We start from the raw sequence: 12977 nt of genomic DNA, 5'->3' as shown, positions 1-12977 counted from the left end.
AGCCCGCACCGGTGCTCAGGTTCCCGGCGCCGGCTACAGCACTTCGCTGGCGAAGTCGGCCAGGCGTGAGCGTTCGCCGCGCGCCAGGGTGATGTGGCCGCTGTGGGGCCAGCCCTTGAACTTGTCGACGGCGAAGGTGAGTCCGGACGAGCCTTCGGTGAGGTAGGGCGTGTCGATCTGCGCCAGGTTGCCCATGCAGATGATCTTGGTGCCGGGACCCGCGCGGGTGATCAGTGTCTTCATCTGCTTGGGCGTGAGGTTCTGCGCCTCGTCCAGGATGACGTACTTGTTCAGGAACGTGCGTCCGCGCATGAAGTTCATGCTCTTGATCTTGATCTTGCTGCGGATCAGCTCGTTGGTCGCCGCGCGGCCCCATTCACCCGCACCGGTGTCGGTCTTGCCCAGCACCTCGAGGTTGTCGTCGAGCGCACCCATCCAGGGCCCCATCTTCTCTTCCTCGGTGCCCGGCAGGAAGCCGATGTCCTCACCCACGCTGACCGTGGCGCGCGTCATGATGATCTCGGTGTAGCGACGCTCGTCGAGCACCTGCGTCAGGCCCGCTGCCAGGGCCATCAGCGTCTTGCCGGTGCCCGCCGTGCCCGTGAGCGACACGAAGTCGACCTCCGGGTCCATCAGCAGATTCATCGCGAAGTTCTGCTCGCGGTTGCGAGTGGTGACGCCCCAGACCGCGTTCTTCAGATGACCATAGTCCTTGAGCGTGCGCAGCACCGCGGTCTTGCCGCGGATCTCGGTCACGCGTGCATAGAGGCTGGGCTCGCCCGGCGCTTCGAAGTACACGAACTGGTTGATCATCAGGCTGGGCACGACCGGGCCGGTGACCCGGTAGAAGGTGTGCTGCCCACTCTGCCAGCTCTCGACCGTCTTGCCGTGCTTGGCCCAGAAGTCGGCTGGCAGCGCGAGCGCGCCCGAGTACATCAGGTCGAGGTCGTCCAGCGTCTTGTCGTTGCGGTAGTCCTCGGTCTTGAGTCCCAGTGCGCGCGCCTTGACGCGCATGTTGATGTCCTTGGACACCAGCACGACGTCGCGCGGTGCGTGCTGCTCGCGCAGCGCCTGCACCACGCCCAGGATCTGGTTGTCGGCCTTGCCCTGGGGCAGGCTGGAGGGCAGATGGTTGGCCAGCGCCTGGGTCTGGAAGAACAGGCAGCCGCCGGCCTCGCCGTGGCCCGTGGTGTCGAGCTTCAACCCGGCACCGATGTCCGCGCCCTGCGCGCCGGCCAGCTGGTCGAGCGAGCGGCTGGCCTGGCGCGCGTTGCGGGCGACCTCGGTGGTGCCCTTCTTGTGCCCGTCGAGCTCTTCCAGCACGATCATCGGCAGGAAGATGTCATGCTCCTCGAAGCGGAACAGGCACATCGGATCGTGCATCAGCACGTTGGTGTCGAGCACGAACAGCTTGCTCGGGCCGGTCGACTTGGGCTTGCGGCGGGGCGCGGGTTCCGTGGCGGCGGCGCGGCGGCGGGCCGCCGGCTTCTCGGCTGCGGGGGCCTCGTCCACGTAGGCCAGCGGCGGCTCGAGCTCGCCGCCGGTCCTCGGGTCGAAGTCCTCGACCTGCGGCCGTTCAGCGACGACCGCTTCCGCGCCGGGCGACTCCGATTTTCGCGCTGCCTTGTGCGAGGACCGGGCCGGAGCATCGTAGGCCTCGGTCGGGAGCAGGGCGGCGCGTTTCGTGGGAGCGGGGGGCAGCGGCATAGGGCAGGGGAGTCCCGGATGAGAGGGTCATCAAACGAAAAAGCCGCCAGGCGAGCCGGGCGGCTTGTTCTTCGTGTGCGGTGACGACGCAGAGCGCCGAGATCAACAGCATGAATTCATGATACACGACGCCCCTGGCGCCCCGATGTCGGCCGGCAGCGTGTTGCTACCAGACGTCACGGCGTCATGCAGCCTTCTTCAGCAGCTTCACGGCCTTGAGCACGTCGTCCACGTGGCCGGGAACCTTCAGGCCGCGCCACTCCTGCTTGAGGATGCCGTCGGCGCCGATGAGGAAGGTGCTGCGCTCGATGCCCTTGACCTTCTTGCCGTACATGATCTTGTTCTTGACCACGCCGAACATGTGGCACATCTTTTCTTCGGTGTCCGCGATCAGTTCGAAGGGCAGCTCCAGCTTGGCCTTGAAGTCGTCGTGCGACTTCATGTTGTCACGCGAGACGCCGAACACGGTGGCGCCCGCCTTCACGAAGTCCTTGTACTTGTCACGGAACTGCATGGCCTCGGTCGTGCAGCCCGGGGTGTTGTCCTTCGGATAGAAGTACAACACCAGGATATGCCCCAGATGCGAGGTATTGCTGACCTTGAGGCCGCCCGTGGCGTTCGCTTCGAATTCGGGGATGGGCTTGTTGACAACGATCGCCATGGATTTTTTGCTCGTGTGACAGGGGTTGCTCGTTGCTGGACCGTCGCGCTAAGTCGGCCGCAATATGTAATTTTACCCCAATCCCCCTCCAGCAGGGCCGCTCAGCCCGGCGGTTCCAGGAGCAGCGCGACAGCGACGTGGCGCCCCTCGTGAGCGAGGATGTTGTAGGTGCGGCAGGCCGCCGCGGTGTCCATCGTTTCCAGGCCGATCCCGCCGTCAAGCAGGGGACGCAGCCAGGCGGTTTTCGGGAAACGGATGCGGCTGCCGCTGCCGAAGATCACGACTTCGGGACGCAGCTCGGCCAGCTTGGCGAAGTGCTCGGCACCCAGCTCCTCGAAGCGCTGCGCGGGCCAATCGATGCGCTCGCCACGCGAGCCGATGATCACACTGTGCGTGATCTTCTCCGTGTTCACGCCGACCCAGCCCGGGCCATGCCCGGTGATGGCCTGCACGTCGATGCGGTCGGGCTGGAGCTTCATGGGTGCACAGAGGGGGGAAGGGATGTGGGGCCGCGCAGGGCGCAGCGAGTGGCCCAGCGGAACTATGGTCAAATTATAGGTTTTCACCCTTGAAGATGCCGCTGCAGGAGGGGCTTTGAAGACCGTCCAGAAATCCGCCAAGCTGGCCAACGTCCTGTACGACATCCGCGGGCCCATCATGGATGCGGCCCGGCAGATGGAAGAAGAGGGCCACAAGATCATCAAGCTGAACATCGGCAACCTCGCCGTGTTCGGTTTCGATGCGCCCGAAGAGATCCAGCAGGACATGATCCGCAACCTCGGCAACTCCGCCGGGTACTCGGACAGCAAGGGGATCTTCGCCGCCCGCAAGGCAGTGATGCACTACACCCAGCAGCAGGGCATCAAGGGCGTCACGCTCGACGACGTCTACCTGGGCAACGGTGCAAGCGAGCTGATCGCCATGGCGACCAATGCGCTGCTGGACGACGGCGACGAACTGCTGCTGCCTTCCCCCGACTACCCGCTGTGGACGGCGGCCACCAGCCTGTCGGGCGGCACGCCGGTGCACTACCGCTGCGACGAGGCCAACGGCTGGATGCCGGACCTGGACGACATCCGCCGCCAGATCACGCCGCAGACCAAGGGCATCGTCGTCATCAACCCGAACAACCCGACCGGCGCGCTCTACTCGGACGACCTGCTGCGCGCCATCGTCGACATCGCGCGCCAGCACGGCCTGGTGATCCTGGCCGACGAGGTCTACGACAAGGTGCTGTACGACGACGTCCGGCACACCGCGATCGCCAGCCTGTCCGAGGACGTGCTCACGCTCACGTTCAATTCGCTGTCCAAGAGCTACCGCTCCTGTGGCTACCGCGCCGGCTGGCTCGTGGTCTCGGGCGACAAGCGCGCAGCGGCCGACTACATCGAGGGCCTGACCATGCTCTCGAACATGCGGCTGTGCGCCAACGTGCCGGGCCAGTACGCGATCCAGACCGCGCTGGGCGGCTACCAGAGCATCAACGAGCTGATCGCCCCGGGTGGCCGCCTGCGCCGCCAGCGCGATCTCGCCCACGAGCTGATCACCGCCATCCCGGGCGTCACCTGCGTGAAGCCGCGGGCCGCGCTGTACATGTTCCCCCGGCTCGATCCCGCGCTCTATCCGATCCGCGACGACCGCCAGTTCTTCCTCGAGATGCTGCAGGAAACCCGGGTCATGCTGGTCCAGGGGTCGGGGTTCAACTATCCCGACAACCAGCACTTCCGCATCGTCTTCCTGCCGCACGAAGACGACCTGCGCGAAGCGATCGGCCGCATCGCCAGATTCCTCGACAACTACCGCAAGCGCCACAGTTCATGAGCCCCCACGCTCCGCATTCCGTGTCTTCGCTGCCCGCCGGGGCCGCACCTGCCCGCTGCCCCGCGGCTCGCCGGGAGGCAAGATGAAAGCCATCCAGGTCGGCCTGCTGGGCATCGGCACCGTCGGCAGCGGCGTCTTCAACGTCCTGCAGCGCAACCAGCAGGAGATCCAGCGCCGCGCCGGCCGCGGCATCGCCGTCACCATGGTGGCGGACCTGGACACCGCCCGTGCGCAGTCGATCGTCGGCGACGCCGCCCGCGTCGTGAAGGACGCCCGGGAGATCATCGCCAACCCCGACATCGACATCGTGGTGGAGCTGATCGGGGGCTACGGCATCGCGCGGCAGCTGGTCATGGAAGCCATCGCAGCGGGCAAGCACGTGGTCACGGCCAACAAGGCGCTGCTGGCCGTGCATGGCACCGAGATCTTTGCGGCCGCCCACCAGCGTGGCGTGATGGTCGCCTTCGAGGCGGCTGTCGCCGGCGGCATTCCCATCATCAAGGCACTGCGCGAGGGCCTGACGGCCAACCGCATCGAGTGGATCGCCGGCATCATCAACGGCACCACCAACTTCATCCTGTCGGAGATGCGGGACAAGGGCCTGGACTTCGACGTGGTCCTGAAGGAGGCGCAGCGGCTGGGCTACGCGGAAGCGGACCCCACCTTCGACATCGAAGGCGTGGACGCTGCGCACAAGGCCACGATCATGAGCGCGATCGCGTTCGGCATCCCGGTGCAGTTCGGCAAAGCCTACGTGGAGGGCATCACCAGGCTGGGCGCGCAGGACATCCGCTATGCGGAACAGCTGGGCTACCGCATCAAGCTGCTGGGGATCACCAAGCGCACCGCCAAGGGGATCGAGCTGCGCGTGCATCCGAGCCTGGTGCCGGCCAAGCGTCTGCTGGCGAACGTCGAGGGCGCGATGAACGCGGTCGTGGTGCATGGCGACGCCGTCGGCACCACCCTCTACTACGGCAAGGGCGCCGGCAGCGAGCCAACCGCCAGCGCGGTCATCGCCGACCTGGTCGACGTCACGCGCCTGCACACGGTCGACGCGGCGCATCGCGTGCCGCACCTGGCGTTCCAGCCCGACCAGATGAGCGACCAGCCGGTGCTGCCGATGGCCGAGGTCGTGACTAGCTACTACCTGCGGTTGCGGGTGGCCGACCAGGCCGGCGTGCTGGCCGAGGTGACCGGCCTGCTCGCCGCGGCAGGCGTCTCGGTCGACGCGATGCTGCAACGGGAAGCCGGCGAGGGCGAGAAGCAGACCGACCTGATCATCCTCACGCACGACGTGCGCGAGGGCACGATGGACGGCGTGCTGGCCCAGGTGCAGGCCCTTGCGACCGTGCTGGCGCCCATCGTGCGCATCCGCAAGGAAGAGCTGCGCTGATGCGGTACCTGTCGACGCGCGGCCACCCGGACCGCAAGCACTTCTGCGAGATCCTGCTGGAAGGCCTGGCGCCGGACGGCGGCCTGTACCTGCCCGAGCGCTATCCGCAGGTCGATGCGGCCACGCTCTCGCGCTGGCGCGGGCTGTCCTACCACGAGCTCGCGTTCGAGATCCTGTCGCTGTACATCGACGACATCCCGGCCGCCGACCTGCGCGCGCTCTGCGCCCGGACCTACACCGCCGACGTGTTCGGCTCGCCCGAGATCGTCCCGCTCAAGCGGCTGGAGGACGGCCTGGTCCTCGAGGCACTGTCCAACGGCCCGACCCTGGCCTTCAAGGACATGGCCATGCAGCTGCTGGGCAACCTGTTCGAGTACGAGCTGGCGCGGCGCGGCGAGGAGCTGAACATCCTGGGCGCGACGTCGGGTGACACCGGCAGCGCCGCCGAGTACGCCATGCGCGGCAAGAAGGGTGTGCGGGTCTTCATGACATCGCCGCACGGGCGCATGAGCCCGTTCCAGCAGGCGCAGATGTTCAGCCTGCAGGACGCCAACATCCACAACCTGGCCATCCAGGGCGTGTTCGACGACTGCCAGGACATCGTCAAGGCCGTCTCGAACGACCTCGCGTTCAAGCGCCGGTACCGCATCGGCACCGTCAACTCGATCAACTGGGCGCGCCTGGTGGCCCAGGTGGTGTACTACTTCGCCGGTTACTTCCAGGCGACGGCCGGCAACGACCAGCGCGTGAGCTTCGCGGTGCCGTCGGGCAACTTCGGCAACATCTGCGCCGGCCACGTCGCCCGGATGATGGGCCTGCCGATCGAGCGCCTGGTGCTCGCCACCAACGAGAACGACGTCCTCGACGAGTTCTTCCGCACCGGCGTGTACCGGGTGCGCACCGGCGCCGACACGCACGAGACCTCCAGCCCGTCGATGGACATCAGCAAGGCGAGCAATTTCGAGCGTTTCGTGTTTGACCTGCTGGGCCGTGACGGGGGCCGGGTCCGGGCGCTCTTCGGCGACGAGCTGTCGCGCACGGGCCGCTTCGACCTGAGCGCCGATCCTGCGTTCCGTGAGGCGGCCTCCCGCTACGGCTTCGTCAGTGGCCGCAGCACCCATGCCGACCGGCTGGCCACCATCCGCGACACCTGGGAGCGGCTGCATGTGATGATCGACACGCACACCGCAGACGGACTGAAGGTCGCGCGCCAGTTCCTGCAGCCCGGCGTTCCCATGGTCGTGCTGGAAACGGCCCTGCCGGTCAAGTTCGCCGCCACCATCGTCGAGGCGCTCGGCCGCGAGCCGCAGCGCCCCGCCAAGTACGAGGGCATCGAACTGCTGCCCAAGCGCGTCACCGTGCTGCCACCCGACACTGCGCAGGTCCAGGCGTACATCGCCGCCCACTGCGCCTGAGGCCGCCATGAAGGTCGTCGGTTTCGCGGGCTACTCCGGCTCGGGCAAGACCACCCTGGTGGAGCGGGTGATTCCCGCCCTGAAGCTGCGCGGCCTGCGCGTCTCGGTGGTCAAGCACGCGCACCACAACTTCGACATCGACCACCCCGGCAAGGACACCTGGCGCCACCGCGAAGCCGGCGCGTTCGAAGTGGTGGCGGCTTCCAACCGCCGCCTGGCGCTGGTGCGCGAGTTCGAGCAGCCCGCCCAGCTCACCGTCCATCAGTTGCTGGCCGAGCTGTACGAAGGGGTGGACTGGGTGCTGGTGGAAGGCTTCAAGGAGAGCAACCTGCTCAAGGTCGAGGTTTGGCGGCCGCAGGCGAATGGCAACGTGCGCTATCCCGACGACGACTTCATCGTGGCGATCGCCACCGACGCGCCCGGGCAGTTGCCGCAAGCCACCCTTCGGCCGGTGCTGGACCTGAACGACCCCGATGCACTCGCGCAGTGGCTGGTCGACAATGGAGACCGGTTCGAGTACCACCCGGAGATGTACGCGTGAGCTCCCGCCCGCCGCTGCGTTCGCTCGACGACGCCCTCGACGACCTGCTGGGCCGTGCGGCGGCGCTCGGCGCAACGGAGGAGGTCGCGACCTTCGACGCGGACGGACGCGTGCTGGCCGAGGACCTCGTCTCCGCGTTGCAGGTGCCACCGCACGACAACAGCTCGATGGATGGCTACGCCGTCCGGCTGGCCGAGATCGCCGACGAAGGCGTGCCGCTGCCCGTGAGCCAACGCATCGCTGCCGGCCAGCCGGCCCAGCCGTTGCAGCCCGGGACGGCGGCGCGCATCTTCACCGGTGCACCGGTCCCCGCGGGCGCCGACGCGATCGTGATGCAGGAGGACACCGAACTGGCCGATGGCGTCGTGCGCATCCTGCGCGTGCCCGACGCCGGCCAGTGGATCCGGCGCAGCGGCGAGGACGTCACCCGTGGCGCCGTGGTGCTGCGGCAGGGGCAGCGCCTCGGTCCGGCCGCGTGTGGCCTGGCCGCCGGCATCGGCCGGGACCGGGTGCGGGTGGCGCGCCGGCCCCGGGTGGCGCTGTTCTCCACGGGCGACGAACTGGTCATGCCGGGCACGGTGCCGCCCGACCAGATGCGTCCCGGCGCGATCTACAACTCGAACCGCTTCTTCCTGCGTCGCCTGCTCGCCCGCTGCGGCTGCGAGGTCACCGACCTGGGCATCGTGCCCGACCGGCGCGAGGCGACCGTCGAGGCGATGCGGGGCGCCGCGGTCGACCATGACCTCATCCTGACCAGCGGCGGCGTGTCGGTCGGCGAGGAGGACCACGTCAAGCCGGCGGTGCAGGCACTGGGCTCGCTGGACCTCTGGCAGATCGCGATGAAGCCCGGCAAGCCGTTCGCGCACGGCCGGATCGGCGACGCACATTTCATCGGATTGCCCGGCAACCCGGTGTCGAGCTTCGTCACCTTCCTGCTGCTGGTGCGGCCCTTCCTGCTGCGGCTGCAAGGCGCGCAGCGCGTCCTGCCGGCGCCGCTGCTGCTGCCGGCCCACTTCGACTGGCCGCGTCCCGACCGCCGTCGCGAGTTCCTGCGCGTGGCGCGCAACGCGCAAGGCGGCCTCGACCTGTTCGCCAACCAGAGCTCGGGTGTCCTGACGTCCACCGTCTGGGCCGACGGGCTGCTGGACAACCCGCCCGGCCAGGCGATTGCCCACGGCGACCTGGTGCGCTTCCTGCCGTTCGCGGAGCTAGACGCATGAGGGTCACCCTGCGGTATTTCGCTTCGGTCCGCGAGGCGCTGGGCCGCGGCAGCGAGCAGCGCGAGACCGCCGCTTCCACGTTGCGTGCGCTGCGGGAGGAGCTGGTCGCCCTGGGCGAGCCCTACGCGCAGGCGCTCGCGCCGCAGCGCGCGGTGCGGATGGCGCTCGACCAGGTGATGGCCGCGGACGACGCCCCGCTGCGCGAGGGCTGCGAGGTGGCCTTCTTCCCTCCTGTCACGGGCGGCTGAGATGGCGGGCGCGCGCGTGTCGATCCAGACGGACGACTTCGACGTCGCCCGCGAACTCGCGCAACTGCGCCAGGCGGACCACCGCGTGGGGGCCGTCTGCAGCTTCGTCGGCACGGTGCGTGCAGCCAGCCCTGGCGCCAGCGAGACCGTGCTCGACATGGAGCTGGAGCACTACCCCGGGATGACCGAGAAGTCGATCGAGGCGATGATCGAAGAGGCGCACCGACGTTTCGACATCTATGCTGCCCGGGTCGTGCACCGCGTCGGGCTGCTGCGGCCTGGCGAGCAGATCGTGCTGGCGGCTGTCACGTCAGCCCACCGCGGCCAGAGCTTCCAGGCCTGCGAGTTCCTGATGGACTACCTGAAGACGCAGGCACCGTTCTGGAAGAAGGAGCGCACGCCGCAGGGGGCGCGCTGGGTCGACGCGCGGGTGAGCGACGACGCCGCGCTGGCCCGCTGGGGCATTCGCGCCGACAACGGCACGGTGACCTGATCAGGCCCGCGGCTCGGCCGGTGGCACGAAGGCGGCGCGCGCGTGGTCCTCGAGTTCACCGGTCAGCAATTGCAGCAGCTGGAGCAGCTGGTCCTGCTGCTGCGCGTCCAGCGGCCCGAGCAGCCGGCGGTAGGCGCGCTCGGCCGGACGTTGCGCCTGGGCGAGGACCTGCACGCCGGCCGGCGTGAGCGCCACCGACACGTTGCGCTTGCCCTCCTCGGTCTGGCGCTCCACCAGCCCCCGCGTTTCCAGGCCGCGCAGCACCCGCAGGACCGTGACCTTGTCGAAGCCCAGCGCACGGGCGAGGTTGGACTGCCCCAGTCCGGGATGTGCGTCCAGCACCGTCAGCACGCCGAACTGCGCGGGGGTCAGCTGCAGGTCGCGGCACTCGTCCTCGAACACCGCGGCGGAGATCTGGTGTGCGCGCCGAAGCAGGAATCCTGGCCGCGCATAGAGGCGCGACAGGGTGGCGGAAGGCTTCTGGGGCACGTGGGAAAGCTCGACTAGGGAATCCATGGATTGTGCCTCGCGTCCCTGCTGCCCATACTTGTTAGCATGCAAACAATGCGACATCCCACCGATCGGCTGATGCCGCACCGGCGCGCGCTGCTGGGGGCCGCGTTGGCGGGCTCGCTCGCCTCGGCGCTCGGGTGCTGGCCAGCGGGCGCGCTGGCGCAGACGGCGCAACAGGCGGGGCAGGGCGTGCCGCTGCGCCTGATCGTGCCGTTCACGCCGGGCACGGGCATCGACCTCATCGCCCGCACCGTCGGCCCCAAGCTCGGTGAACGGCTGGGCCGTCCGGTGGTGGTCGACAACCGCGCCGGCGCCTCCGGCAACATCGGCACCGAAGCGGTGGTGCGTTCCGCGCCCAACGGCAGCACGCTGCTGGTCAGCGTCAACACGCTGGTGATGAACCGCAGCCTGTATCCGCGGCTGTCCTTCGACCCGGTCAAGGATCTCACGCCGGTGTCGCTCACCAGCTGGGGCCAGCTGCTGCTGGTGGCCAGTCCTGCCGCGCCGTGGCGCACGGCAGCCGACCTGCTGCGCGACGCCAAGGCTCGGCCGGGCCGGATCAACTACGCCAGCCCGGGCGTGGGCACGCCCCACCACCTGTCGATGGAGCTGTTCAAGGCGACCAACAGCCTGTTCCTCACCCACATTCCGTACCGCGGCACCGCGCCCGCCGTGACCGACCTGCTGGGCGGGCAGATCGAGTTGATGTTCCTGCCGATCCACGTGGCCCTGCCGCACGTCAAGGCGGGCAAGCTGGTGGCCCTGGGGATCGGCAGCGACAAGCGCCACCCGCTGCTGCCCCAGGTGCCCACCCTGGCCGAGGCGCGCGCCGGCGACGTCAACGTCGCCATGTGGTACGGCATCTTCGCGCCGCCGGGCACGTCGCCCGACCATGTGTCCCGCCTGAACCGCGAGCTCAAGGACATCCTCTCGCTGCCGGATGTGCGCACGGCCTTCGAGACCCAGGGCATGGATCCGGCCGGCAGCACGCCCGAGGAGTTCCGACGCCTGGTCGAGCAGGACGCCACCCGCTGGGCGACCCTGATCCGCGCGCAGGGCATCACCGCCGAATAGAGGTCGTCCACCGATGCAGATCGCAATCGTCGGCGGCGGCATCGGCGGCCTCGCGCTCGCCCTGTCGCTGCACCAGCGCGGCCTTCGCTGCGCCGTCTATGAATCCGTGCCCCAGGTGCGGGAAGTCGGGGTCGGGATCACCCTGCTGCCGCACGCCATGCGCGAGCTCCAGGCGCTGGGCCTGCACGAGCGCCTCGCCGAGCAGGGGATCGAGAACCTCGAGAGCGTGTTCTTCAACCGCTGGGGTCAGTTCATCTACCGCGAGCCGCGCGGCCGCCACGCCGGCTATCCGCTGCCGGAGGTCGGCATCCACCGCGGCAAGCTGCACCGCGTGCTGTACGACGCGGTCCTCGAGCGCCTGGGGCCGCAGGCGCTGCACCTGGACCACCGCTGCGTCGGGCTGGAGCAGGATGCCGGTGGCGCCACCCTGCAGATGCAGGCGAGCTCGGGTGCCACGACCACTGTCCGCGCCGACGCCGTCGTGGCCTGCGACGGCGTCAATTCGGCCCTGCGCCGCCAGTTCTATCCGCACGAGCAGCTCGCCTTCGCTGGCATCAACACCTGGCGCGGTGTCACGGTGCATCGTCCCATCCTGACCGGCAAGAGCTACCTGCGTATCGGCTCCATCGAGACCGGCAAGATGGTGATCTACCCGATCGTCGACAACGTGGACGGGCAGGGCGGCCAACTGGTGAACTGGGTCGCCGAGATCCAGCGGCCCGGCGCCGCGATGAACGACTGGAACAAGCCCGGCCGTCCGGAGGACTTCCTGGACATCTTCGCGGACTGGCGCTTTGAGTGGCTGGACGTGCCGGCGCTGATCCGCGGCGCGTCGCAGATCTTCGAATACCCGATGGTCGACCGCGACCCGGTCCCGCGCTGGACCTTCGATCGCGTGACCCTGCTCGGCGATGCCGCCCATCCGATGTATCCGCGCGGCTCCAACGGCTCGGCGCAGGCGCTGATCGACGCGCGGGTGCTGGCCGACGAACTGGCCGGAGCCGAGCCGGGGCTGGCGCTGGCGCGCTACCAGGACAAGCGGCTGCAGCCGACGGCGAGGATCGTCCAGACCAACCGCACCGTGCCACCCGACTTCATCATCATGCGCGCCGACGAGCTGAGCGGCGGCAAGCCGTTCGCGGGAAGCGTCGACGACCTGATCAGCCAGGACGAACTGCGGCGCATCTCCGATGACTACAAGCGCGTTGCCGGGTTCTCGCTCGAGAGCCTGCAGCCGACGCCGCCAGCCGCGGCGGGCTAGTTCAGGTAGCGCGGCCGCGAGGCCTCGTCGCCCTCGGCATCCTGCCCGGCCAGCGGCGCGGTGAACGGCTCGCGCCACTGGGCAGTGGCCAGGGCCTGCTCCAGCAGATGCAGCAGCCCCTGCATCAGGCGGGGATCGAGCTCCAGCTGGAAGCCGCGCGGCTTCTCGCCGCCGCGCACCGAGGCGCGCTCGTTCAGCGACAGCCGGGTGCGGCCGTCGGGCAGCGGCGTGGCATCGACGTCGGTGACGAGCAGCGGATCGACGCCCAGCGGGAGTGTCGACTGGTCCTGGTAGGGCGTTTCGAAGTCGGCACGCTGCAGGAATTCCTCCTTGCGGAAGTCCGCCAGCATGCGGCGCAGCTCCTCGTCGGCGCTGTCCAGGGCGGTGCCGGCGGCCTCGAGCTTGAGCAACTGCTCGGTCTGCAGCCGACTGACCAGCGGCCACAGGCCCAGCATGAGTCGGCGCGTGAGCCACAGCCGCATCTCCTCGCCCGCGGTGCTGTTCACCCGCAGCAGGAGGCGGTCCTGTTCGGGCTGGTAGGTCACCGAGAGCTGGTGGATCTGCATGGCGCGTGATTCTAGTCAGCCCTGGGGGCCATGGACCGGCTGGAATTGACCCTTGAAAACCTGT

General features: G+C 68.7%; 14 protein-coding genes. 9 read left to right on the top strand and 5 right to left on the bottom strand.

Annotated features, from left to right (window positions below):
• Positions 1-33 precede the first annotated feature (33 nt).
• From VFE82_RS12815 to VFE82_RS12805, 3 genes are all read right to left on the bottom strand, one after another.
• The gene (locus VFE82_RS12815; RefSeq protein WP_325000707.1) at positions 34-1707 is read right to left on the bottom strand and encodes a PhoH family protein; all 1674 of its coding nucleotides are present in this window, start codon (positions 1705-1707) and stop codon (positions 34-36) included.
• A 184-nt stretch (positions 1708-1891) separates the two neighbouring features.
• Positions 1892-2368: a peroxiredoxin gene (locus tag VFE82_RS12810; RefSeq protein WP_325000706.1), complete on the bottom strand. Its 477-nt coding sequence runs from the start codon at positions 2366-2368 to the stop codon at positions 1892-1894.
• A gap of 101 nt (positions 2369-2469) precedes the next feature.
• Complete coding sequence (locus VFE82_RS12805; RefSeq protein ID WP_325000705.1) at positions 2470-2847, bottom strand: Mth938-like domain-containing protein; 378 nt, start codon at positions 2845-2847, stop codon at positions 2470-2472.
• A gap of 115 nt (positions 2848-2962) precedes the next feature.
• Here VFE82_RS12805 and VFE82_RS12800 point away from each other — a divergent pair, with 115 nt between their 5' ends.
• The 7 genes from VFE82_RS12800 to VFE82_RS12770 all read left to right on the top strand — a co-directional run bounded on the left by VFE82_RS12800 (position 2963) and on the right by VFE82_RS12770 (position 9499).
• On the top strand, positions 2963-4189 hold the full coding sequence (locus VFE82_RS12800) for a pyridoxal phosphate-dependent aminotransferase (RefSeq protein ID WP_325000704.1): 1227 nt from the start codon (positions 2963-2965) through the stop codon (positions 4187-4189).
• An 82-nt stretch (positions 4190-4271) separates the two neighbouring features.
• On the top strand, positions 4272-5582 hold the full coding sequence (locus VFE82_RS12795; RefSeq protein WP_325000703.1) for a homoserine dehydrogenase: 1311 nt from the start codon (positions 4272-4274) through the stop codon (positions 5580-5582).
• Positions 5582-6997, top strand: coding sequence for a threonine synthase (gene thrC, locus VFE82_RS12790; protein ID WP_325000702.1), 1416 nt, complete (start codon positions 5582-5584; stop codon positions 6995-6997). Before VFE82_RS12795 ends, thrC begins: the two co-directional genes overlap by 1 nt.
• A gap of 7 nt (positions 6998-7004) precedes the next feature.
• On the top strand, positions 7005-7538 hold the full coding sequence (gene mobB / locus VFE82_RS12785) for a molybdopterin-guanine dinucleotide biosynthesis protein B (RefSeq protein WP_325000701.1): 534 nt from the start codon (positions 7005-7007) through the stop codon (positions 7536-7538).
• Positions 7535-8758 carry a gephyrin-like molybdotransferase Glp gene (gene glp / locus VFE82_RS12780; protein ID WP_325000700.1) on the top strand — a complete coding sequence of 408 codons (1224 nt, stop codon included), beginning with the start codon at positions 7535-7537 and terminating at the stop codon, positions 8756-8758. Before mobB ends, glp begins: the two co-directional genes overlap by 4 nt.
• Entirely contained in the window at positions 8755-9006 is a 252-nt protein-coding gene (locus VFE82_RS12775) for a MoaD/ThiS family protein (protein ID WP_325000699.1), read from the top strand. Before glp ends, VFE82_RS12775 begins: the two co-directional genes overlap by 4 nt.
• A 1-nt stretch (position 9007) precedes the next feature.
• A complete protein-coding gene (locus tag VFE82_RS12770; protein WP_325000698.1) occupies positions 9008-9499 on the top strand; it encodes a molybdenum cofactor biosynthesis protein MoaE in 492 nt (163 codons plus the stop codon).
• On the opposite strand, the gene VFE82_RS12765 is transcribed toward VFE82_RS12770, so the two are convergent.
• Positions 9500-10015, bottom strand: coding sequence for a MarR family transcriptional regulator (locus VFE82_RS12765; protein WP_325000697.1), 516 nt, complete (start codon positions 10013-10015; stop codon positions 9500-9502).
• A 72-nt stretch (positions 10016-10087) separates the two neighbouring features.
• Between VFE82_RS12765 and VFE82_RS12760 the strand changes: the two genes are divergently transcribed.
• Positions 10088-11086 carry a tripartite tricarboxylate transporter substrate binding protein gene (locus tag VFE82_RS12760; protein WP_414708762.1) on the top strand — a complete coding sequence of 333 codons (999 nt, stop codon included), beginning with the start codon at positions 10088-10090 and terminating at the stop codon, positions 11084-11086.
• Between the two features lie 13 nt (positions 11087-11099).
• A complete protein-coding gene (locus VFE82_RS12755; RefSeq protein ID WP_325000695.1) occupies positions 11100-12347 on the top strand; it encodes a flavin-dependent oxidoreductase in 1248 nt (415 codons plus the stop codon).
• Here the strand turns inward: VFE82_RS12755 and VFE82_RS12750 are convergent.
• Positions 12344-12913 (bottom strand): hypothetical protein, encoded by a 570-nt coding sequence (locus VFE82_RS12750; RefSeq protein WP_325000694.1) that lies wholly within the window; start codon positions 12911-12913, stop codon positions 12344-12346. The two genes, VFE82_RS12755 and VFE82_RS12750, sit on opposite strands and share 4 nt — an antisense overlap.
• Positions 12914-12977 lie beyond the last annotated feature (64 nt).

This window comes from Ramlibacter sp., from assembly GCF_035655895.1.
In the GTDB taxonomy this organism is placed as follows: Bacteria; Pseudomonadota; Gammaproteobacteria; order Burkholderiales; family Burkholderiaceae_C; genus Ramlibacter.
This window is presented reverse-complemented; position numbering and strand designations above follow the sequence as displayed.